The organism is Planococcus sp. VCh962 (assembly GCF_057748275.1).
Map to the genome: position 1 here is coordinate 85084 of NZ_JBYLHS010000003.1, position 19705 is coordinate 104788.

Sequence of the window (19705 nt, forward strand, 5' to 3'; positions counted from 1 at the left end):
CGTTTTAGTCGAGAAGCTGTTTGATAATTTTTAGGCCCGTCTCCAGTTCATCCAAAGAATTAGTCGAAGAAAGCGCAATACGCAAGTACCTATTTGAAGTGGCTTGTCCGCTTAAAAAGCGGTCCGAATGAAATACCCGGATGCCGTGCTTTTCCATCTCGGCTTCTACTTCGCCATTTCCGATGTTTTCATCCATTTGAAGCCAGCGGTAAAAACTAAGCGGATGTCCGGTGTTTTCAGCAGAAGGAAAATAGCTGAAATACAATTCATTCGCCTGTTCGGCAAGTTTTTTCTTTTGTAAAACAATTTCCTGCGCTTTTCCTGATAAGATCAGTTCGGTGATGACCTCTGTGTCAAAAGAAGAAGTTTTTACATTGATATTGAAAATCGCCTGTGAGATTTTATCGCACATGCCATCACCAAAAACCATGTAGGCAACGCGCAAGCCGGAACAGATGGACTTAGAGGTGCCACAAATATAGACGGTTTGCTCTGGCAGTAAACTGAACATCGGCTGCTGGTAATCGGTGATGATGCCTGCTGTAAGAAAGGCGTGGATGTCATCTTCAATCAAGATTAATCGGTGTTTACGGATGATATCGGCCAATTCCTGCTTGCGAAAATCCGGAATCATAATAGTGGTCGGGTTGCTGCAGGAAGGCATCAGGAAAATACCATGAATAGTGATTTGGCTGCATTGTTTTTCCAGTTCCCCGGGCAGCATCCCAAACTCGTCTCCAAGAATGGGAACTAATTGGATATGAAACATTTTCGCCAATTCAATGAAATTTGAATACGTATATAAGTCAGTGGCGATTCGATTGCCCGGTTCGAACAAAGCCAGTAGCGTAACCGCTAAAGCATTTTGGGCTCCTGAAACGACGGCAACATGATCCGGGTCCGAATAGATGCCGAACGGCTCCATCCAATTGAGCGCCGCTGTTTTTTGATGGGGCATTCCCGTCGGATCATTATAATTCAGCAATTGTTCCACATAGTTTTTCTTCGCTGCTTTCTGAAGGGCATCCGTTACGCTGGCATTGGTCTGCTCAAAAGAGGCGACAAACCCCAGCTCGATGCGGTTGGATGTATGATCCGCTGAAATGGTGATGGACCGTGCCGCATTCGGAGCGACAAAAGTTCCGCTTCCGGTGATGGCATAGATCAAGCCTTTTCTTTCACACACTTTATAAGCGCGGGTAATGGTAGTGAAGTTCAAATCCAGAAAGTCGGCCAATTCCCGCTGAGGAGGCAATTTGGAGCCAGGAGCTAAAAATCCATTGGCAATGTCCTGTTCCAGCAAAGAGGCAAGCGAGGAAAAGATGGGGCGTTTCAGTGCTTGCTTATCTGGTTTCCAGGACATGGGGTATTGATCAAATGAATTGATGGGCATGCGAATCTCCTTACAGATTGATTTCTTATAATTATAACACTTTCGACACTTGGGAATATTGTAATCCATACAATTATTTCGTTCATTGTATGTTTTTTATGTGCTATAACTGAAGGAGAATTTATTGTAAGGACGTGAAATCATGAAAAGATATCCTCATATACAATTGGCATTTAAAGCGGCATTTCCACATACCGTCCCTATTTTTGCGGGATTTCTTTTCTTAGGAATCGCTTACGGCATCTTCATGAATTCATTGGGGTTCCATGCCATTTACCCAATTTTGATGAGTTTCTTGATATTTGCCGGATCGATGGAATTTGTAGCAGCAAATTTATTGCTTCTCGCCTTCAACCCGATCAATGCCCTTTTTCTGACACTTATGGTGAATGCCCGGCATTTGTTTTACGGTATTTCGATGCTGGACAAATTCAAGGGAGTGGGGAACAAGCGCTGGTATTTAATCTTCGGACTTTGCGATGAATCTTTTTCGATCAATTATTCAGCGAAGGTTCCAAAAGATGTAGATAAAGGCTGGTTTTTCTTTTTTGTGACTCTACTCAATCATTTCTACTGGGTGCTCGGCGCAACGATTGGCGGCGTTTTCGGTTCATTGGTCGTGTTTAACACCGAAGGTTTAGAGTTTGTCATGACCGCACTTTTTGTAGTGATTTTTATAGAACAGTTGATGATAGGAAAAAAGTACGCAAGTGCCTTAACGGGGCTTGGGCTTTCAGCTGCTTGCCTTGCAGTATTTGGAGGAACCAATTTCATCATTCCGGCAATGCTGGCGATTCTCGGGATCCTTACCGTATTTAGAAGACCAATGGAGAAGAAAGTGGAGGTGGCAGCATGACGATGACTTTGACGCAGCAAGTGGTAACGATTGCGATGGTGATTATCGGCACCATGCTCACGCGCTTTCTTCCCTTTCTCATTTTTCCGGCAAACAAAGCGACGCCGAAGTATGTTCAGTATTTAGGGAATGTCCTGCCTGCGGCTGTCATTGGCCTTTTGGTCATTTACTGCCTGAAGGATGTCAATCTGTTTTCGGGAAACCGGGGCATTCCAGAATTTCTTGCAATTGCTGTCGTAGTGGTGCTGCATGTTTGGAAGAGGCAGATGCTTTTATCGATTGCAGGAGGGACCATCGTCTATATGCTTTTGGTGCAAACGGTATTTTAAGGTGATTACATAGACTATTTATCCGAAAAAGAGCTGGCAATCGTGAAAAGAAAGTAAATGAACAGCATATTCATGAACAGCATAAAAGTAAAAATAGGAGGAAGAAACGAGACGGTAGTTTAATCTTGTCTCTTCCTTTTGTCTATTTGTTAAGAATGTTTTGGTATCCTAATATTACAGGAAGTAGAGCAATAAACTATGTCTCACTCTATTTGTTCTTAGGCCAATGTATAAGTATATTTAAAGAAAAATACAGTCAGCACAACCGAGAAGGAGAGGGTACACTATGAGGTTTGGAATTATCGGGACAAACTGGATCACCGACCGGCTGGTCAAAGCTGCGAGAGATTTGCCGGAGTTTAGTATCGGCGCTGTCTACTCAAGAACAGCAGAGCGGGGCAGGGAGTTTGCTGAGAAATATGGAGTGGCGGCAGTCTATACGGATATGGCAGGAATGTTCCAAAGCGGAGACATCGATGCGGTATACATCGCATCACCTAATACGTTCCACGTGGAACAAAGTGTATTAGCAATGGAAAATGGCATTCACGTTCTCTGTGAAAAACCTGCGGTCACTTCCGTGGCTGAAATGGACCGGATCATCGAGGCTTCGCGAAAGCATCAAACGATGTATATGGAGGCAATGAAATCGACAGTCACCCCCACTTTTCTAAACCTGAAAATGAATTTGGATAAGATTGGCCAAATCCGGCGTTTTGTCTTCCATTTCAATCAATATTCTTCCCGCTATGACAAATACAAAGAAGGCGTCATCGAAAATGCTTTCAAGCCAGAGCTTGGAAATGGCGCAAAAATGGACTTGGGCGTTTACTGCATCGCGCCGCTCATCCACCTCGCAGGTGAGCCGAAAAGGGTCCTGAAGAATAGCTATTCTTTATCTACCGGAGCCGATGGGCAAGGGAGTATGATCCTGAATTACAAACAATTTGAAGCGGTCGTCATGTATTCGAAAATCACCGATTCGTATGTGCCATGTGAAATTCAAGGCGAAGAAGGCGTCATCGAAATTGATAAGATCAGTGACCCCAAACAAGTGCTCATCAAATATCGGGGCGGGCGGACCGAAGATCTTTCTGTGCCTCAGGAATTTGACACAATGTATTACGAGTTGAAGGAATTCATGGATAGTGCGAAAAATGGGCAAATTGAATCCGCCATCAACACCCATGAAATATCCCGGCAAGTCATCAAAGTGCTTACATAAAGATGAGGGTAGAAACGCTCAAATAAGAGTTAAGGAAACAGCAGTTTGGCTGAATAGACGACGGTGGTGACCGTTGCCATGCTGAAGACAGTGGACATCAATACTACTTGCGCAGCGTAATCCGGATGGTTTCCATATTCCAGGGCGAACAGGGAACTGTTTCTGGAAGTTGGAAAAGAGCTGGCGATAAATAGAGCCTGAGCTGTAGTCCCTTCCAGGCCCAAAACAAGAATCACCGTGATGGCGATAATGGGAGAAAGAATCAGGCGGCCAACAAGGCTTAAAACCAAAGGCAAAGAAAATCGGATCAGTTTGAGCGATGCGCTTTGTGCGCCAAGTGTGATTAAGGCTACCGCCAAAAAAGCGTTGGATGTATTTTCGATAGGCGTCCAGATAAAACCGGGAATCTGAATGGACAAAGCGTGGCAAAGAAGTCCCGCTAAAAAAGCGTAGATGACCGGGTTTTTCAGAAAAACCTTCATTGCCTGCAACCCTCTGCTATTAACTGAGACGGAGTTATACAAGCCATATGTATAGGTAAGCAGGTTCTGGAAAATCAGGACGATAATTTGAATGGATAACCCTAAGGGATTCTGGTGGAAAACCAGCTGGCTGATTGGCAAGCCGAAGTTCCCAGAGTTGACGAGCACCACACTGTTCTTGAAGGTGGCAGAAAGACTGCTGTCAAATTTAGCGGTTCTCGCTATTCCTGAACTCAATGCCATCAAACAAAGGCTTTGAAGGATAAGAAAACTTAGGACGTGAAAAAGGGTATCTGCCTGCATGTCATTTTTATAAATATTGACAAAGCTCAGAGCCGGCATGAGAAGATAAGTATTTAATTTAGCTAATGTATTCATGTCCAATGAGTACTTGATATGAAGAATAGCACCTGCACCGATCAGCAAAAAGACCGGCAAAATGACGTTCATGATAATGAGCAACAAAACCTCCATATGCGCTTCTCTCCATTCAAAACCGGTCATCAAAACTCTTGGCTTTATGACTCATTCTTAATAGCTTACTAATTCATCATAAGCCCATTAGAGAGTCAGTTAAAATACCGATAGTAGATGGACAGTCATATAAAAAAAGAATGGCAGGAGATTGAAAAAGAAAAATATCCAGCAAAAAAAAGAGCGTGGCAAACGAATCCATGCTCTTTTTATAGCTGATTTTTAAAATCTATCTTGCGCACAAATTGTACAAACTCCTTAGCCGCTTTCGACTGGAGAGCTTCTTCGCGGTAAAGCAGCCAGGTTCTTCTGACCAGAGGATTGCCGGTTTCATCCTCCAAGTTAATTTGATGGAGGCCTTCATGATTTTCAACAAGGACACTTGGGAGAATGCCATATCCCAAACCATTCAACACCATTTCTTTGCAGGTATCCGCCTTGTCCACTTCCATTCCAAGCAAAGGCGGCTGAGAAAAAGTTCCGGTCCACCAATTATCAATCATCGTCTTCAACAGGCTGTCTGTTTCATAGTCGATTCTCGGCATGGAAGGCAAATCGTGCAGCCCTATTTTTTCTTTGGAAACGATACAGAGATTTTCTTCAAATAAAAGATGCTTCGGTCCAGGCCAATTGTAGTCACCGCGGACAATTCCAACATGGACTTCCTGATTATAAGCAAGATTGAACACATCCCGGCTCCAGCCCGTGCTCACTTTATAATTCACTTTCGGGAATTGTTCCCCAAAAAGCTTGAGCAGGGCCGGCAGTTTATGGCGGGTTATATAATTTGAAACGCCCAGCCGTAAAGTGCCGCTGACTTCCTCATTCATATTCAGGACCTGGTCTTTGATCTGGTAGAGGCGCTCGAGCATTTCATCTGCGCATTTAGCCAAATATTCTCCTTCAGGAGTAAACTGAACGCCTTTTGTACCGCGGACGACAAGGGTCCGCCCGTATTCCTGTTCTATTTGCTGAATCCTTTTGGTTATAGAAGGCTGAGAAATATATAAACTTTCAGCTGTTTTTGTGATGTTCTTTTTTTCAAAAAGCACCTTTAAGATAAGCCAATCACGTTCGTTCATTGCTTCTTCCCCTTATTCATAATCACTGCAAATCCTATACCGAAACATTACCACATCAAGCCGGAAAAAAGAGAGGAGAAGCTAATTTTACTAATGCTTAGGCAGTTTTTTTGTAAAATGACGAAAAATTTAGTTATCTTCTCCGTACCTTAGTATACTATAGAAAAAAGGTTCTCTAGTGGCAAAAGGCCACCTCAATCGATGTCCAGCCTGTTGGGAGGAAAAATAATGGGAGCAATCTTATTGGAATATGCCTGGGTCATGCTGGTTCTGGTTGGACTGGAGGGGATTCTGGCTGCGGATAATGCTGTGGTCATGGCCGTGATGGTCAAGCATTTGCCGGGGGAACAAAAGAAAAAAGCGTTGTTTTACGGACTGGCGGCAGCATTTGTGTTTCGTTTTGCTGCGTTGTTCATGATAACGCTGCTGGTGGGCGTCTGGCAGATTCAGGCGCTAGGAGCCGCCTATTTATTATTTATCGCTTTCAAGCATATTTATGACCAACGGAAAGGACAAGGCAGTGATTCCTTATTGAAAGCAAAGAAAGGTTCCGGTTTTTGGGCCACCGTTTTCAAAATTGAAGTGGCGGATATCGCCTTTGCGGTCGACTCCATGCTGGCTGCGGTAGCATTGGCGCTGACATTGCCGCACCTGGGTGATACCAATATTGGGGGCATAAACGCTGGACCTTTTGTGGTCATGCTAAGTGGTGGATTGATTGGTGTCATTATCATGCGGTTTGCAGCTCATAAATTTGTTCAGCTGCTTGAAACTTATCCGCAGCTTGAAACAGCTGCTTTTATCGTTGTAGGCTGGGTCGGAGTGAAGCTTTTGGTCATGACGCTGTCCCACGAAAAAATTCACGTTCTGCCCCATGATTTCCCGCATTCTTTTGCTTGGACAATTACTTTCTGGAGTGTGTTGGTTGGAATTGTTGTGATTGGTGCCTGGCTGGGCTTGAGAGAAAGAGAGAAGAAATCATAAAATTTATAAAAAACTCCGAATACCGGCATTCCATGACAGAGCTGGATTTCGGAGTTTTTAATGTATGAAAGAAATAGATGTGCTTTAAGAGAATATAACCTCAATAACTTTCCGAAAACTTTGGATCCTGCACAGTGTTTGGTTTACCTATCCGGAAAGAGTAGAATGGAGTCATATCAGTTCAGAGGAGAGGATTTAATGGATAGTATTATTTTTGACTTGGACGGAACGCTATGGGATTCGAGAGAAACCGTAGTCATGGCATGGAACAAAGCGATTGAGCAGAATGATAAAATAGATCATACCTTGACCAAGCAGCACCTGAAAGAAACCATGGGGCTCCAGATGCACGAAATCATGCAAAAGCTGTTTCCGCATTTGAATGCAGAGATGCATAATGAAATCATTCAATCATGCGGGGAAATCGAAGGCGATTATATAAGTGAGCGTGGAGGCACCCTCTATGAAAACTTGGAAGATGTCCTCAAGGCTTTGTCTGAGAAATACAAGTTGTATATTGTCAGCAATTGCCAGGAAGGATACATCGAAGCGTTCTATGACTATCATGAATTGGAAAAGTACTTTAAGGATTTCGAGAACCCAGGGAGAACGGGGCTTTCAAAAGGAGAAAACATTAAACTGATCATGGAGCGGAACGGCTTAAAAGACCCGGTTTATGTCGGGGATACAGCAGGGGACCGAAAAGCGGCAAAAGATGCCGGCATTCCTTTCGTCTATGCCAAATACGGCTTCGGTGAAGTAGAGGATTATGACTACGCCATCGACAAATTCGATGATCTGCTGGAGATTTTTTAATAAAGTGAAAGAAGAGGAAAAGCTTCCTCTTCTTTTTTATTTTCAGTAACGATATTAAAGCTTTTTAACCTTCTCAATAATTAGTCCAGGACTTTTCGTAAACCTCTATCAAGTTCGGCCGGATCAACGTATTGGGCTCAAGCGCAATCGTATCACCGTTGCTGTCTTCGATAACGGCATCTTCATCTTTTCCGAATGCCGTCAAGGCAGGCAGCAGCTCCGTGGTCAAGTACTCAGTGTCACCGATGATTTGGAGCTTATCTGCCTGTATTTCAGATCGGGACGCCAGCACGTAGCCCCAGCCGCCAAAGCTTGGAATATCGGCGTGCAGGTTTTCCGTCTGAAGGCCGGTCGCCTGGATGGTCTTATCGATCGTCCAGTAGACTTGCGGCGCAAACACCGGGCTTGTGGCCTGAACCATCATGGCACCATCCGGATGCAGATGATTGCGGGCAAGGGAGTAAAATTCCAGTGTATAAAGCTTGTTGAGCGATTCATTGTTCGGGTCGGGCAAGTCGATGATGATGACGTCATAAAAACCATCAGCAGCCTCTAAAAAGCGGAAAGCGTCTTCGTTGATCACATTTACTTTCGGATTGTCGAGGGAACCTTCATTGAGTTCGGTCAGTAAATGATGGGTCCGAGCAGTTTCCGTCATTTTCGGGTCAAGGTCGACAAGGTCTACATTTCCCAAATCTTCATATTTCAGCAATTCACGGACCGCCAGCCCATCGCCACCGCCAAGCACCAATACGCGGTCATGCCGGGCTGCAGCAGCCATCGGCGGATGAACCAGGATTTCATGGTAGCGGTGTTCATCCGAGGAGCTGAATTGCAGCTGGCCATCTAAGTAAAGCCGGGTATCGCCTTGCTGTTTCGTTAAAATGATTTTCTGGTAAGAGGTCTGCTCGGAGAAGATCACCGGATCTTTGTAGAGCTGCTGCTCAAAATGGAAGGCAGCCTGTTCTCCGAAAAGAGCCCCTAGAATTAAGATGCTTAAAAACAAAAAGCCGAAAGATGCGTGCAGTTTAAAACGTTTCAGCTCGTGCTTGAAGCGGAACACAATCCAAAGTGCGACCGTTACATTGATCAGTGCCACCAGGAAAGAGGTTTTCACTAGTCCGAAATACGGACGCAGCAAAAACAAAAAGAGCAGCCCGCCGACAAGCCCGCCGGCATAATCGGAGAACAGCACTTTGGCTGCGCTTTTTTGCAGCGACACACCGATTTCATTTGCTTTGCGGATCAAAATCGGCAGTTCCACTCCCGTCAAGGAGCCGACAATCAAAATCACACTGTATAAAAAAAGCGAACCGGTGCCAGGTGGCAGGTAAGCCGTAACCCCGAACAGCAGCATAGCGGAAAAGCCGCCGATAATGCCGATGGAGTATTCAATCCAGATGAACGATGCAATCAGATGCCGGGTCATTTTCTCGCTGAGGTATGCGCCAATGCCCATCCCGGTTAAAAAAAGAGAGATGGTGAGTGTGTATTGCTTCACTCCATCTCCTAAAATGTATGAACCGAGCGCTCCGAATAGAACTTCAAAAATAATGCCACAGATGGAAACAATCCCGGATGCATAGTAAATCGCCCGGCTTTGCCGGACGGATTCTTGTTCTAGTAGCATTCATAACACCGCCTTATGTAATAGAAGCGCCAATGACGAACGCCAATCCGACTGAAACGGCAAATGAAATGATGCCTACAGCTGTATTTCGGTCTTTCAACTGAACTTCTACTGAAAAGCGGGGAGTCAGCAATTCGAATAGGAAATAAGCGATAAACTGAAGAAGCAATCCGAAAAGCCCCCAGACGACCGTTTCGATAATGGTATCATTATGCAGGATAGAGAAGGTAAGAATGATGCATGTACCGATAATTTTTCCGGCAATCGACAAAGCGACTGCCGAATTGTTTGTTTTGATTTCTTCCCAGTCCTTATACTTTCTTGTCAGCAGTTCAAAAATGACTAGCCCCACAAGAATCACAGCAATCGCTGCAATGAAATATAAAAAAGTCAGTAAGAATGAATTCACTACTCAAGCTCCTTTGCTATGTTTTATTTTCCGACTCCTGGACCGCCTCCACGGAATGTTGAGCCGCGGCCAGTGGTAGCCGAAGGAATGGAATTATAACCGCCTCCGCCTGAATAGCATCCACCGCGTGCACAGCGGCTTGCCTGTGACTGGTTCCAACCCGATCCGAACCGGTTGCTTAAAAGCGACCCCAACAGCATCCCGGAGAAAAAGCCGGGATTGTAATGGTTCCGGACAAATTCCTCATCTGCCACTTCCACAAGCGTAGAGCCTGGATTGTCAGGATCTTCTGTCAAAATAATGAAATCGTCATTATAGACCATAACTTGCCGGCCTTCGATTTCTTCCCCCACTTGTTCGGGTTCCTGCACTTCACTCAATTCTGCTACAGTGCCCGCCAAATCTTTATCGGACCGGTACATCATGGCGCGGCTGTTTGAGCCGCTGTCACTTTGCACAGCATTTACGAACGTATAATTTTCTTCTACGTAGTCCTCTGCCAGCGACAGGCTGCCGCAAGCTGACAAGAAAAGTACTGCGGCCACCAGGCCCGTTAGCCAACGTCTATTTTTCATAATTTGAACACTCCAAATGAACGGAAACGGCCTGCCCGCAGAAGAGCAGACCGCGGTTCGTTATTCTTTTCCAAGCTGTTTTTTTAGTGCCGCCAGTTCATTGTCCACAGCGCTGCCTTTTTTTAAATCGTCAAACTCATCATCCAGGCTACGTGAGCCTGACCGTAAATCTTCCGAAGTTTCGGCTTCGGCTTCCAGGTGCATCACTTTTTCTTCCATCCGCTCAAAACCTTGGCGTGATTCATCGCTTCCTACAGAAGACATTGTGCGGTTGATTTTAGTCCGTGTTTTCGCTGATTCTGCACGGGCTTTCAACGAATCTTTCTTAATTTGCATTTCTTCATACTCGCGTTTCATTTCTGCCAGTTTTTCGCGCAGCACAGTCGAGTCGCTCGCTGCCCGTTCGTAGGCTTCTTTCATGGAATTGGCTTGGATCACATGATTCTGCTTGTCTTCAAGCGCGCGGCGCGCTAAGTCTTCGTTGCCGGCTTCAACCGCTTCAACCGCCTGTTGCTGGCGTTTTTCGACCATGCTGCTGGCGTCGTCGTATTTCTTTTTCAAAATCTTTTCATTGGCCAACTGTTTCGCAACTGCTGTTTCAGCTTCCCGGATATCGAGTGCCATGTCCCGCATAAATTGATCCAGCATTTTTACCGGATCTTCCGCCTTATCAAGTGCTGCATTCAGTTCGGATTCTACATAGGTCTGTACGCGTTTAAAAAATTGAAACATATTCTCTCCTCCAATTGGTTAGCTTCCCGCTAAAATGGTGATTTCGTATTCTTCAATTTCATATCCTTTGCTGACTTCCACTTCGCCGCCCCATACTTCAACGGATAAAAAGATCTCCCCTGACTCATCCACGTATTCGTAATAATCCATCTCTGCGCCGTTGATATTTTGGCTGCGGCCTTCTGACGTTACATAGGCTCTGCCTTGCTCTTCTAGAAAATAAGTTTTGCCGTCATGCGTAACCTGCTTTGTTCCAGGCTCAAGTCCCGGAATCCGGAACTTTTCATAAATGCCGACTTCAAGTTCATCATCCATTTCTACGCTGAGCCAAATGCTCTTGCCGGCAGATACCAGCTGATAGGCATCCCAGGTGTAGCCGCTGTCGTTATAGTGGATTTTGCCGGCCACTTCGTAATCGACAAGGTCATAAGTGACAAAATCCTTGACCCGCAAGTTGCGCAGCGTCCGTTTTTCCACTTCCGGCGACTTTTTTTCAGTACCATAAAATAAACGGCTTAAAAACCCCATCTTCTCACCTCTTTTAAAAATACGAGCTTTGTACAAAGAAGTTTCATTTTTTTGAATATAACAGATTCTTACAGCAAATTAAAGCGGGAGCGGACAGCTGGGGCAATCAATGAAACTGAAACTAATTTCGTTTTTGTTTACCCCATATGGAAGTGCGCTAAGCCCGGTTGAACCTTACTTGGAATAAAAAAAGCTACAGCCAAATCCGGTTGTACGGAAAGGGGCTGTAGCTTTTAAAACTTCTTTATCCGAGCTGCTTTTTCATGATGAAACTCAAATGCCGGCCGCTGTTTTTATTTTGACGATAGGAAAAGCCGTCCGGACTCTCAAATGTGCAAGTGCGGTCGATTCTGATCTGCTCCGGCGGAATGCCGGCCAGTTCACATTGCTTTCTCACAGTAAGCTGATTATCGATATGGTATTTTCTGGTTGCTTCGTTGTAATACATCAAGTCATCCGCATAGCCAAGGTTCTTGAATTTCAAATAGACGTCTTCATCCACTTCGAATTTCTCCTGGCTGAGAGCCGCTCCGAGCTGGACATGGAAATCTGCCGGGCTGCATTGTTCCGCTTGTTTTAAATGCTCGAACAGTTTCAGCGTGATTTCTTTGATGGTGCCTTGCCAGCCAGAATGGACAGCGCCAACCAAGCCGTTCTTTTCATTATAGAATAGCACCGGCACGCAGTCGGCGGAAAAGCTGCTTAAGAGCAGATTTGGCTCATATGTGTACAAGGCATCGGTATCTGCGATGGCCGTATCCTGGTGAACGGCACCGCGCCCTTTGTCGGCAGCCGTTACACGATGGAAATTCGCGCTATGCGTTTGGTTGGCACAGACGAAATCTTCCAGCTTCTGTCCCAAGGAAGTGGCCAGCTTTTTGCGGTTTTCTATAATTTGCTCCGGGTTATTGCAAACGTGAAGAGCCATATTGTTCATTTCAAATTGGGCTGCATCTTTCATGGTCATCCCGGCAATAAATTTTTCATTGTCTATGTACATTGTTGTTTTCATGTCATCACCTTCCTTTAATATATAATACCGCTTTAGGGTTGTATAGGAATGTATTGGAAAGAAGGCATGAAAAATAGCCGGCAAACTCTAATGGGAAACTGTTCCATCAAGCGGGTAGAACCCTAAGGGATAGATTGACCTATGTTTTCCGGAAGTATATGATAAAAATAACCTTCCAGATAGCATCTTAGAATAAAGAAAAACTGGATTCAAGCAGCGGGCTTCCCACAGAGTGTTGGTTCATATACTCAGAGCTTGGCTTGCTGTTAAAGTGGGATAAAGTTAAAACATGTTATTGAAGGTTTCTTATTTTTTTACTGTGTTCTGTGTGAATAGTTTGCTTACAGCTAAACCAATCAAGGACAGGGGGCCAGAAAAATGAGTACAAAAGAATACGTGAAGAACTTTATCAAGGACCGGAACATCGCCTCCATTACGCCAACTTCAAAAATGGGTGTACGGGAAGTGTGTGAAAAGATGGATTTGAGCAAAAAAGTGGTGATTGTCGAATACGGGCCTGCTACAGGTGTATTTACAAATTACCTGCTCGAGCGCATAACCCCGGATTCCATGATCATTGCGATTGAACTCAATGATAATTTTGTTGAATACTTAAAAGAAAACACCCGGGACCCGCGCTTGAAAGTTCATCACGACAGTGCGGAAAATGTACATGAGATCGTCAACCAGCACGGGATTGAAAAAGTGGATTATGTGATTTCGGGCATCCCGTTCTCGTTGATGGACGAAGAAACCAGGGAAAACATCGTGAAAAGAACAAGCCATGTATTAAGGCAGGGAGGGAAGTTTCTGCCTTACCAAACCTTTTTCCAAAAAGATGAACATTTGATGGTTTACCTGCAGGACTATTTTTCCAATGCCCAAGGTAAATTCTTCCTGCGCAACCTTCCTCCTATGCGGGTATATGAAGCAACTAAATAATCCAATCATATTAAAAGGCAAGCCTGCTCCATCAGGCTTGCTTTTTTCTTTTCCTCAAAAAGAGCGGAAGCTAATTTGATCAAGCCATGAAAGCTTATATATGGATTCAATGGGTGTATACTTGTAAATAAAACTTGAGGAATTTGAGACATACTATAGAGCCGCTTCAAGGCTTTTTGGGGGAGAAAGAATGTTTAGTAATATTAGGGTAGAAGAGCTGATTCCGGTCATCGAAAACGAAGAAATGGTGCTCATTGATGTCCGGTCGCCATCTGAATATAAAAACTTCACTATACCGGGAAGCATCAATATTCCTTTTTTTGATGATGCAGAACGGGCGGAAATCGGAACGCTTTACAAACAAGTCAGTGTAGAAGCCGCAAAAGAACGCGGGCTGGAAATCATTTCAGCAAAATTGCCGGAATTTGTGCGGGCATTCAAAGAAGTTGAAGGGGATAAGGTGGTATTTTGCTGGCGCGGAGGCATGCGCAGCAAAACGACAGCGACTCTGTTGAGCTTGATGAATGTCCATGTCCATCGCCTTGAAGAAGGTATCCGTGCTTACCGGAAATGGGTAGTCGCCGAGCTGGAGCAAAAGGAAACCCCTTCTCAAGCATTTGTCTTGAATGGCTTAACCGGAGCAGGAAAAACAAGAATATTAAAAGCGCTGCAGGGCGAAGGTTATCCCGTCATTGATTTTGAAGGGATGGCCAATCATAAAGGGTCTATTTTTGGCCAGATTGGGATGGAGCCGCATAACCAGAAAGTCTTTGATTCGCTTCTTGTTCATCAGCTGAGAAAACTGTGGAACTTTTCTTATGTGTTGTTTGAAGCGGAAAGCCACCGCATCGGAAAAGTAGTGATTCCACCATTTTTAAGCGATTTGAAAAACCGGAGCACCCATTTGTTCATTGATATGCCAATGGAAGAACGAGTGAAAGAAATTTTGGAAGATTATCGTCCTTCGGAATACAAGATAGAATGCATGGAAGCATTTCAGCGGATTAAATCGCGGATTCATATGCCCATCGCCAAGCAAATTGAATCAGATTTGGAAACAGGCGATTTTGCTTCGGCCATTCAGCTGCTGCTGGAGCATTATTACGATTCACGATACAAGCATACAGGACTCCAATACCCGGATTCTCAGAAAAAGTTCTTGGTGGTCCGCAATATTGAAGAAGCCATTCAAGCCGTAAAAGAAAGTATCCCACGCCCTTTCCAAATGAGGGAAACAGCAAGTACGAGCGAGCAGATGAATAGATTCAATCGATAAAATAAGCGCACTGAACTTTTTGCATGAATCCATCCATAAAAATAGGATTGACAGATAAAATTTATCAATGTAGACTATGAAAAACATGAATTGAATATGACCTCACACTTTTTGCAGTGAGGTAGAGGCGCGACGTTTAACGGTCCTTAGAGGAGTTCGAGAAAATGATGATTCTAAGGAGAAGGAAAGGTCGCCGAAGTGTGCAATAGCTCTCACTATTGCATGCTGGGTCTGCAGTTAATAGCTGCAGGACTGTCGCAATGGATTTCCCGATTTATTGCGAAGTGCTATCTCATCCAGGGACGAAGAAGAGGATTTAGGGCAACTATGTATAGTGCGATCTGAGTCTACCTCAGGTCTTTTTGTGCAGAGTTGCCCTTTTGTATATTCAATTGCCATCAAGGTGCCAAAAAACAAAAGGGGAGAGTTTAGTTATGAAGAAAAAACTGACGTTATTTTCAACCATGTTTCTGTCAACGATGTTGCTATTGTCAGGATGCGGATCAAACGAAGGGGCAGGCAGCGGCGGGTCATCAGAAGAATCTGAGACATTCAAAGTGGGAATGGAAGCAGCTTATGCGCCGTTTAACTGGACACAGGGAGATGACTCCAACGGTGCAGTGAAAATTTCAGGAAATGCTGAATATGCAGGCGGTTATGATGTGGAGATTGCCAAAAGAATTGCTGAAGATATGGGCAAGGAATTGGAAATTGTAAAAACGGAATGGGATGGCCTGGTGCCAGCCCTGACTTCTGGCAAAATTGATGCAATCGTTGCCGGTATGTCTCCAACAGAAGAGCGCAAAGCAACTATTGACTTTACAGACCATTACTATACGTCTGAGTTGGTTATGGTAGTTAAAAAAGGCGGCGAATACGAAGGGGCAACTTCACTTTCAGATTTCAAAGGAGCTAGAATAACTGCACAGCTAAACACATTCCATTATTCGGTTATTGACCAAATCGAAGGCGTTTCGAAAGAGACTGCGATGGAGAGTTTCCCTGCTATGCGGGTAGCGCTTGAATCCGGCGTTATCGATGGCTATGTGTCGGAACGGCCGGAAGCGGTAAGTGCTTCTGCTGCAAATGAGAATTTTGCCATGGTGGAATTTGAAGATGGCTTTGAAACCTCTCCAGAGGATACAGCAATTGCAGTCGGACTTGAAAAAGGCAGTGAATTAGCTGAACAAATCAATGAAACATTGGCTGGCATTTCTGAAGAAGAGCGCCAGGAAATCATGGATGTTGCAATCCAAAATCAACCAGCTGCCCAATAATGATCAGGTGGTGCCGGCTGCATGTGCATGCAGCCGGTTTTACTTATTTTTAGGAGGAAAATTATGAGCGTTGACTGGATTATCACTATACTTACCAATAACTGGCCGATGTTCCTGCGCGGAGCAGTGATGACATTATGGATTTCAGTAGTCGGAACCTTGATCGGGGCCGCAATCGGATTGATTATCGGCATTATCCACACCTTTCCGATGCCGGAGCGGGGCATAAAGAAAATTATCTTAAAAATAATCAATGGACTCCTTTCAGCCTATATCGAATTTTTCCGGGGAACACCGATGATTGTACAGGCGATGGTCATTTTCTATGGATCTGCACTGGCTTTTGGCATTGACATGGATGTCTTTACCGCAGCTGTATTCATCGTCTCGATCAATACCGGGGCCTATATGGCGGAAATCGTCCGGGGCGGCATCATTTCCGTCGATAAAGGGCAATTCGAAGCGGCACAGGCCATCGGGATGAACCATTTCCAGACCATGATCAACGTCGTTTTGCCACAGGTAATCCGCAATATTTTGCCGGCAACCGGCAACCAGTTCGTCATTAATATCAAAGATACAGCGGTGTTGAGCGTTATCGGGGTAACAGAATTGTTCTTCCAGACAAGAACCGTATCCGGAAATAATTTCCGTTATTTCGAATCATTCTTTATCGCCTGCGTTCTTTACTTCATCATGACTTACAGCATCACGCTCCTATTGCGCAGACTTGAAAGAAAAATGGAAGGCCCGAGCAACTACAGCATGATTGGCGGACTGCCGATGCAAGTAGTGAACCCGGAAGACACTTCACATAAAATCAAAGAATAGACAGGTAAATAAGCAAACATGGAAGAGGAGAGCTTATGGAAAAAGTAATTGAAATTCAGCATTTAAGTAAATCCTTCGGTACGCATGAAGTGCTAAAAGACATCGATTTTTCCGTGCACAAAGGAGAGGTGGTCTGTGTCATCGGTTCATCCGGATCCGGAAAATCGACGCTTCTGCGCTGCATCAATCTGCTTGAAAAGCCAAGCGGCGGGAAAATCATCTATAATGGAGAAAATATTTTAGACGATCGCCATGACATTCATGCTTACCGCACAAAACTTGGGATGGTGTTTCAGCAATTCAATTTGTTCAACAATCATAATGTCCTGAACAATTGTACGGTTGGGCAAGTAAAAGTGATGAAACGGCGGAAAGACGAAGCGGAAAAAGTGGCATTGAAATATTTGAATGTTGTCGGCATGGACCAGTACATCAATGCCAAAGCCCAACAGCTCTCGGGCGGACAAAAACAGCGCGTGGCGATTGCACGGGCATTGTCAATGGAACCCGACGTCATGCTGTTTGACGAACCGACGTCTGCTCTTGATCCGGAAATGGTCGGAGAAGTGCTGAAAGTAATGAAAGACTTGGCCAAAAGCGGTCTGACAATGCTGATCGTGACACATGAAATGGAGTTTGCAAAAGAAGTGGCCGACCGGGTCGTGTTTATGGATAAAGGCGTCATTGTCGAAGAAGGACCGCCTGAACAAATCTTCAACCAGCCGCAAAAAGAACGGACACGGGAGTTCTTGAAACGTACATTACGATGAAAACAAACCCTCTGATTAGCCGGGCTATGCCTGTTTTGTCAGAGGGTTTGCTATGTCTGAAGTCTTTTTGATAGAAAAAGTTTTTGTTTTAAAATAGCTGAAGAAATAGCAGCCCATGATTACTAAGGCACTTCCGAGCAATTGGCTCCTCGTCATTTGTTCGTCCAGAATGAGGAATGCTAAAACGGCCGTAAAAATTGGGTTGAAATTTAGAAACAGCCCGGAAGTGGTAGCGCCAAGTTTTTGGACACCTATGTTCCAAAGGACAAAACATACTACTGTGGAAATCACACCGGTGTATAAGATGGAATAGATAAAAGAGACGTTGATGTTAGTTACGGAAAAATCGGCCATACTAAAGGGCAATAAGGCAGCCACACCGAATACTCCGGAATACAACGTAGCCATCATGGGAGAAGTGGACGCCATCGCCCATTTGCTGCAGATTGAATAGATGCCCCAGATTGCTACAGCAGCGAGCATATACAGATCGCCTTTATTGAATTGCATGGAAAACAGCAAGCCGGCATTTCCTTTAGTCAGCACCAAAATGACACCGAACAGCGAAAGGCCCATAGCGGCTGTCTGCAGCGGACGAATTTTTTCCTTTAAGAGAATGGCTGAAAAAACAGTGATGGAAATCATATTCAACGTGGAAATCAGCCCGATATTCGTAGCTGAAGTATTTTCGAGTGCGATGAACTGCAGGATATTGAACAGCACAACACCGGTTATGCCCATCAGCGCCAGTGGAAGAAGGGCTTTACGCGGGGGCAGGATTTTTTTCTCAGTAACCCAAACCAGTGGAATCAGGCAAAGGACCGCAATGATCCAACGCAGGCTGGTCAACGTCATAGGAGAAGCATGTCCAACCAGCCACTTCCCGACGACGAAGTTTCCTGCCCATAAAAAACTGGTGAACAGCAATAATAAATAATAATAATAGCGCATGGGCGGCTCCTTTCGGATAGATTATGACAGTCAATTATAATGAAATCTCTATATCGTGTATTAATAATTTTATCATTTTATAGTATAATTCGAATTGTTATTTTGTTATTTTCATTAAATTTAAAATAAATTAAGGTTATTTTAAGTTATACTTAAATTTATTCAAAAATGGTTATGGAAGATAAGCGATTTTCGAAAAATTAAAAGGAGGAGAAAGAGTGGAATCAATCGTCAGCAAAGTGCTGGACCAAACGGATCTCCAAATTTTAGACATTTTGCAAAAGCAGGCAGACTTAAGCAACACTGAAATAGCGAAGCGTGTGAACTTGTCATCTCCAGCGGTCCACGCAAGAATCAAACGGCTGGAAACCGAAGGATACATCAGCCGGCAAGTCGCCATCTTAAACCAGGAAAAGCTTGGATTCGATTTATTGTGTTTTATTTTCATCAGCACCAATCTTCATCAAGCCGAAGAATTGGATGTGCTCGAAAATGCGCTGGAAAAAATGCCGGAAGTGCTGGAATGTCAATGTATTACGGGAGAGTATGATTATCTTTTGAAAGTCGCAAACCGGAACCGCAGCGAGCTGCAAACATTTATCCGCAAACTGAACAGTCTAGGCGTGACCAAAATCCAAACGAATCTGGCGCTTCGGGAAGTTAAATATTCGACGGTGTTGCCGATAGGAGAAAGTGCAACCGATAAAGATATGGAGGTGTGAAATGAAGGAGTTGCAGGAATTTGCCAAGCAGTATCAAAAAGAAATGGGCTGGAGTATTGAAGGCGGCAATTACAAAGAGGACCGGGCTTCGCTGCTGAACAACTACATGCTATTGACGACAGAAGTGGCCGAAGTTGCTGAGGAATTGCGCAAAGCTTTCAATTTAACCCATAAATATGTACAAAACGGGATGGAAGAAGAAGCGGCGTTCCGGTTGGCATCACAGGCGGTCAAAGAGGATATCGGAAAAGAACTGGCGGATTGCCTCGCTTATATCATGAAATTCGCGAACTTCTTTGATATCAACCTAGAGGAAAGTTTTTACGAAAAGATGGAGGAAGTTAAGAATCGGCAGAATAAAGATGCAGTAGCTAAAAAATAATTGATAAAACAACGAGCAAAGCCCGTC

Annotated in this window: 22 protein-coding genes and 1 riboswitch; of the genes, 12 read left to right on the plus strand and 10 right to left on the minus strand. The window is 44.4% G+C overall.

Annotation, left to right across the window (positions count from 1 at the left end):
• Positions 1–4: 4 nt before the first annotated feature.
• Positions 5–1393: an aminotransferase-like domain-containing protein gene (locus AC3AQ9_RS11645; protein ID WP_488307656.1), complete on the minus strand. Its 1389-nt coding sequence runs from the start codon at positions 1391–1393 to the stop codon at positions 5–7.
• Positions 1394–1535: 142 nt separating this feature from the next.
• On the opposite strand from AC3AQ9_RS11645, the gene azlC reads away from it, so the two are divergent.
• The 3 genes from azlC (at position 1536) to AC3AQ9_RS11660 (ending at position 3803) form a co-directional block, all read left to right on the plus strand.
• Positions 1536–2249, plus strand: a complete 714-nt coding sequence (gene azlC, locus AC3AQ9_RS11650; RefSeq protein ID WP_488307657.1) for an azaleucine resistance protein AzlC — start codon at positions 1536–1538, stop codon at positions 2247–2249.
• On the plus strand, positions 2246–2578 hold the full coding sequence (locus AC3AQ9_RS11655) for a branched-chain amino acid transporter permease (protein ID WP_488307658.1): 333 nt from the start codon (positions 2246–2248) through the stop codon (positions 2576–2578). Before azlC ends, AC3AQ9_RS11655 begins: the two co-directional genes overlap by 4 nt.
• 286 nt (positions 2579–2864) lie before the next feature.
• Complete coding sequence (locus AC3AQ9_RS11660; RefSeq protein WP_488307659.1) at positions 2865–3803, plus strand: Gfo/Idh/MocA family protein; 939 nt, start codon at positions 2865–2867, stop codon at positions 3801–3803.
• A gap of 29 nt (positions 3804–3832) precedes the next feature.
• Here AC3AQ9_RS11660 and AC3AQ9_RS11665 read toward each other — a convergent pair whose 3' ends face one another.
• Positions 3833–4759 (minus strand): AEC family transporter, encoded by a 927-nt coding sequence (locus AC3AQ9_RS11665; protein ID WP_488307660.1) that lies wholly within the window; start codon positions 4757–4759, stop codon positions 3833–3835.
• 209 nt (positions 4760–4968) lie between these two features.
• A complete protein-coding gene (locus AC3AQ9_RS11670; RefSeq protein WP_488307661.1) occupies positions 4969–5841 on the minus strand; it encodes a LysR family transcriptional regulator in 873 nt (290 codons plus the stop codon).
• A 228-nt stretch (positions 5842–6069) separates the two neighbouring features.
• On the opposite strand from AC3AQ9_RS11670, the gene AC3AQ9_RS11675 reads away from it, so the two are divergent.
• Both AC3AQ9_RS11675 and AC3AQ9_RS11680 read left to right on the plus strand, forming a co-directional pair.
• Positions 6070–6825, plus strand: a complete 756-nt coding sequence (locus tag AC3AQ9_RS11675) for a TerC family protein (RefSeq protein WP_488307662.1) — start codon at positions 6070–6072, stop codon at positions 6823–6825.
• Positions 6826–7023: 198 nt separating this feature from the next.
• Positions 7024–7641, plus strand: coding sequence for an HAD family hydrolase (locus AC3AQ9_RS11680; protein WP_488307663.1), 618 nt, complete (start codon positions 7024–7026; stop codon positions 7639–7641).
• Positions 7642–7714: 73 nt separating this feature from the next.
• On the opposite strand, the gene AC3AQ9_RS11685 is transcribed toward AC3AQ9_RS11680, so the two are convergent.
• From AC3AQ9_RS11685 to pgeF, 6 genes are all read right to left on the minus strand, one after another.
• Positions 7715–9271 (minus strand): polyamine aminopropyltransferase, encoded by a 1557-nt coding sequence (locus AC3AQ9_RS11685; RefSeq protein WP_488307664.1) that lies wholly within the window; start codon positions 9269–9271, stop codon positions 7715–7717.
• Positions 9272–9284: 13 nt separating this feature from the next.
• Positions 9285–9680: a DUF350 domain-containing protein gene (locus AC3AQ9_RS11690; RefSeq protein ID WP_488307665.1), complete on the minus strand. Its 396-nt coding sequence runs from the start codon at positions 9678–9680 to the stop codon at positions 9285–9287.
• 23 nt (positions 9681–9703) lie between these two features.
• Positions 9704–10255, minus strand: coding sequence for a DUF4247 domain-containing protein (locus AC3AQ9_RS11695; protein ID WP_488307666.1), 552 nt, complete (start codon positions 10253–10255; stop codon positions 9704–9706).
• Positions 10256–10315: 60 nt separating this feature from the next.
• Complete coding sequence (locus AC3AQ9_RS11700) at positions 10316–10987, minus strand: PspA/IM30 family protein (RefSeq protein WP_488307667.1); 672 nt, start codon at positions 10985–10987, stop codon at positions 10316–10318.
• Positions 10988–11005: 18 nt separating this feature from the next.
• A complete protein-coding gene (locus tag AC3AQ9_RS11705; RefSeq protein ID WP_488307668.1) occupies positions 11006–11515 on the minus strand; it encodes a DUF4178 domain-containing protein in 510 nt (169 codons plus the stop codon).
• A 244-nt stretch (positions 11516–11759) separates the two neighbouring features.
• Positions 11760–12527, minus strand: a complete 768-nt coding sequence (pgeF, locus tag AC3AQ9_RS11710; protein WP_488307669.1) for a peptidoglycan editing factor PgeF — start codon at positions 12525–12527, stop codon at positions 11760–11762.
• Between the two features lie 378 nt (positions 12528–12905).
• On the opposite strand from pgeF, the gene AC3AQ9_RS11715 reads away from it, so the two are divergent.
• The 5 genes from AC3AQ9_RS11715 to AC3AQ9_RS11735 all read left to right on the plus strand — a co-directional run bounded on the left by AC3AQ9_RS11715 (position 12906) and on the right by AC3AQ9_RS11735 (position 17623).
• Complete coding sequence (locus AC3AQ9_RS11715) at positions 12906–13469, plus strand: class I SAM-dependent methyltransferase (RefSeq protein ID WP_488307670.1); 564 nt, start codon at positions 12906–12908, stop codon at positions 13467–13469.
• Between the two features lie 190 nt (positions 13470–13659).
• Positions 13660–14745 (plus strand): tRNA 2-selenouridine(34) synthase MnmH, encoded by a 1086-nt coding sequence (gene mnmH, locus AC3AQ9_RS11720; protein ID WP_488307671.1) that lies wholly within the window; start codon positions 13660–13662, stop codon positions 14743–14745.
• Positions 14746–14859: 114 nt separating this feature from the next.
• Positions 14860–15043, plus strand: a riboswitch (Lysine riboswitch).
• A 136-nt stretch (positions 15044–15179) separates the two neighbouring features.
• A complete protein-coding gene (locus AC3AQ9_RS11725; protein WP_488307672.1) occupies positions 15180–16022 on the plus strand; it encodes a transporter substrate-binding domain-containing protein in 843 nt (280 codons plus the stop codon).
• Between the two features lie 63 nt (positions 16023–16085).
• On the plus strand, positions 16086–16853 hold the full coding sequence (locus AC3AQ9_RS11730) for an amino acid ABC transporter permease (protein WP_488307673.1): 768 nt from the start codon (positions 16086–16088) through the stop codon (positions 16851–16853).
• A gap of 35 nt (positions 16854–16888) precedes the next feature.
• The gene (locus AC3AQ9_RS11735) at positions 16889–17623 is read left to right on the plus strand and encodes an amino acid ABC transporter ATP-binding protein (RefSeq protein WP_488307674.1); all 735 of its coding nucleotides are present in this window, start codon (positions 16889–16891) and stop codon (positions 17621–17623) included.
• 24 nt (positions 17624–17647) lie between these two features.
• On the opposite strand, the gene AC3AQ9_RS11740 is transcribed toward AC3AQ9_RS11735, so the two are convergent.
• Positions 17648–18574 (minus strand): DMT family transporter, encoded by a 927-nt coding sequence (locus AC3AQ9_RS11740; RefSeq protein WP_488307675.1) that lies wholly within the window; start codon positions 18572–18574, stop codon positions 17648–17650.
• Positions 18575–18792: 218 nt separating this feature from the next.
• On the opposite strand from AC3AQ9_RS11740, the gene AC3AQ9_RS11745 reads away from it, so the two are divergent.
• Positions 18793–19296 (plus strand): Lrp/AsnC family transcriptional regulator, encoded by a 504-nt coding sequence (locus tag AC3AQ9_RS11745; RefSeq protein WP_488307676.1) that lies wholly within the window; start codon positions 18793–18795, stop codon positions 19294–19296.
• A gap of 1 nt (position 19297) precedes the next feature.
• Positions 19298–19678 carry a MazG nucleotide pyrophosphohydrolase domain-containing protein gene (locus tag AC3AQ9_RS11750; protein ID WP_488307677.1) on the plus strand — a complete coding sequence of 127 codons (381 nt, stop codon included), beginning with the start codon at positions 19298–19300 and terminating at the stop codon, positions 19676–19678.
• Positions 19679–19705: the final 27 nt, after the last annotated feature.

Bases quoted from the DNA above. Each gene is read 5' to 3' on its own strand.
- azlC (WP_488307657.1), top strand. From the start codon at position 1,536: ATGAAAAGATATCCTCATATACAATTGGCATTTAAAGCGGCATTTCCA.
- AC3AQ9_RS11655 (WP_488307658.1), top strand. From the start codon at position 2,246: ATGACGATGACTTTGACGCAGCAAGTGGTAACGATTGCGATGGTGATT.
- AC3AQ9_RS11685 (WP_488307664.1), bottom strand. From the start codon at position 9,271: ATGCTACTAGAACAAGAATCCGTCCGGCAAAGCCGGGCGATTTACTAT.
- AC3AQ9_RS11665 (WP_488307660.1), bottom strand. From the start codon at position 4,759: ATGGAGGTTTTGTTGCTCATTATCATGAACGTCATTTTGCCGGTCTTT.
- AC3AQ9_RS11705 (WP_488307668.1), bottom strand. From the start codon at position 11,515: ATGGGGTTTTTAAGCCGTTTATTTTATGGTACTGAAAAAAAGTCGCCG.
- pgeF (WP_488307669.1), bottom strand. From the start codon at position 12,527: ATGAAAACAACAATGTACATAGACAATGAAAAATTTATTGCCGGGATG.
- AC3AQ9_RS11740 (WP_488307675.1), bottom strand. From the start codon at position 18,574: ATGCGCTATTATTATTATTTATTATTGCTGTTCACCAGTTTTTTATGG.
- AC3AQ9_RS11670 (WP_488307661.1), bottom strand. From the start codon at position 5,841: ATGAACGAACGTGATTGGCTTATCTTAAAGGTGCTTTTTGAAAAAAAG.
- AC3AQ9_RS11715 (WP_488307670.1), top strand. From the start codon at position 12,906: ATGAGTACAAAAGAATACGTGAAGAACTTTATCAAGGACCGGAACATC.
- AC3AQ9_RS11700 (WP_488307667.1), bottom strand. From the start codon at position 10,987: ATGTTTCAATTTTTTAAACGCGTACAGACCTATGTAGAATCCGAACTG.
- mnmH (WP_488307671.1), top strand. From the start codon at position 13,660: ATGTTTAGTAATATTAGGGTAGAAGAGCTGATTCCGGTCATCGAAAAC.
- AC3AQ9_RS11725 (WP_488307672.1), top strand. From the start codon at position 15,180: ATGAAGAAAAAACTGACGTTATTTTCAACCATGTTTCTGTCAACGATG.
- AC3AQ9_RS11675 (WP_488307662.1), top strand. From the start codon at position 6,070: ATGGGAGCAATCTTATTGGAATATGCCTGGGTCATGCTGGTTCTGGTT.
- AC3AQ9_RS11750 (WP_488307677.1), top strand. From the start codon at position 19,298: ATGAAGGAGTTGCAGGAATTTGCCAAGCAGTATCAAAAAGAAATGGGC.
- AC3AQ9_RS11730 (WP_488307673.1), top strand. From the start codon at position 16,086: ATGAGCGTTGACTGGATTATCACTATACTTACCAATAACTGGCCGATG.
- AC3AQ9_RS11735 (WP_488307674.1), top strand. From the start codon at position 16,889: ATGGAAAAAGTAATTGAAATTCAGCATTTAAGTAAATCCTTCGGTACG.
- AC3AQ9_RS11680 (WP_488307663.1), top strand. From the start codon at position 7,024: ATGGATAGTATTATTTTTGACTTGGACGGAACGCTATGGGATTCGAGA.
- AC3AQ9_RS11660 (WP_488307659.1), top strand. From the start codon at position 2,865: ATGAGGTTTGGAATTATCGGGACAAACTGGATCACCGACCGGCTGGTC.
- AC3AQ9_RS11695 (WP_488307666.1), bottom strand. From the start codon at position 10,255: ATGAAAAATAGACGTTGGCTAACGGGCCTGGTGGCCGCAGTACTTTTC.
- AC3AQ9_RS11645 (WP_488307656.1), bottom strand. From the start codon at position 1,393: ATGCCCATCAATTCATTTGATCAATACCCCATGTCCTGGAAACCAGAT.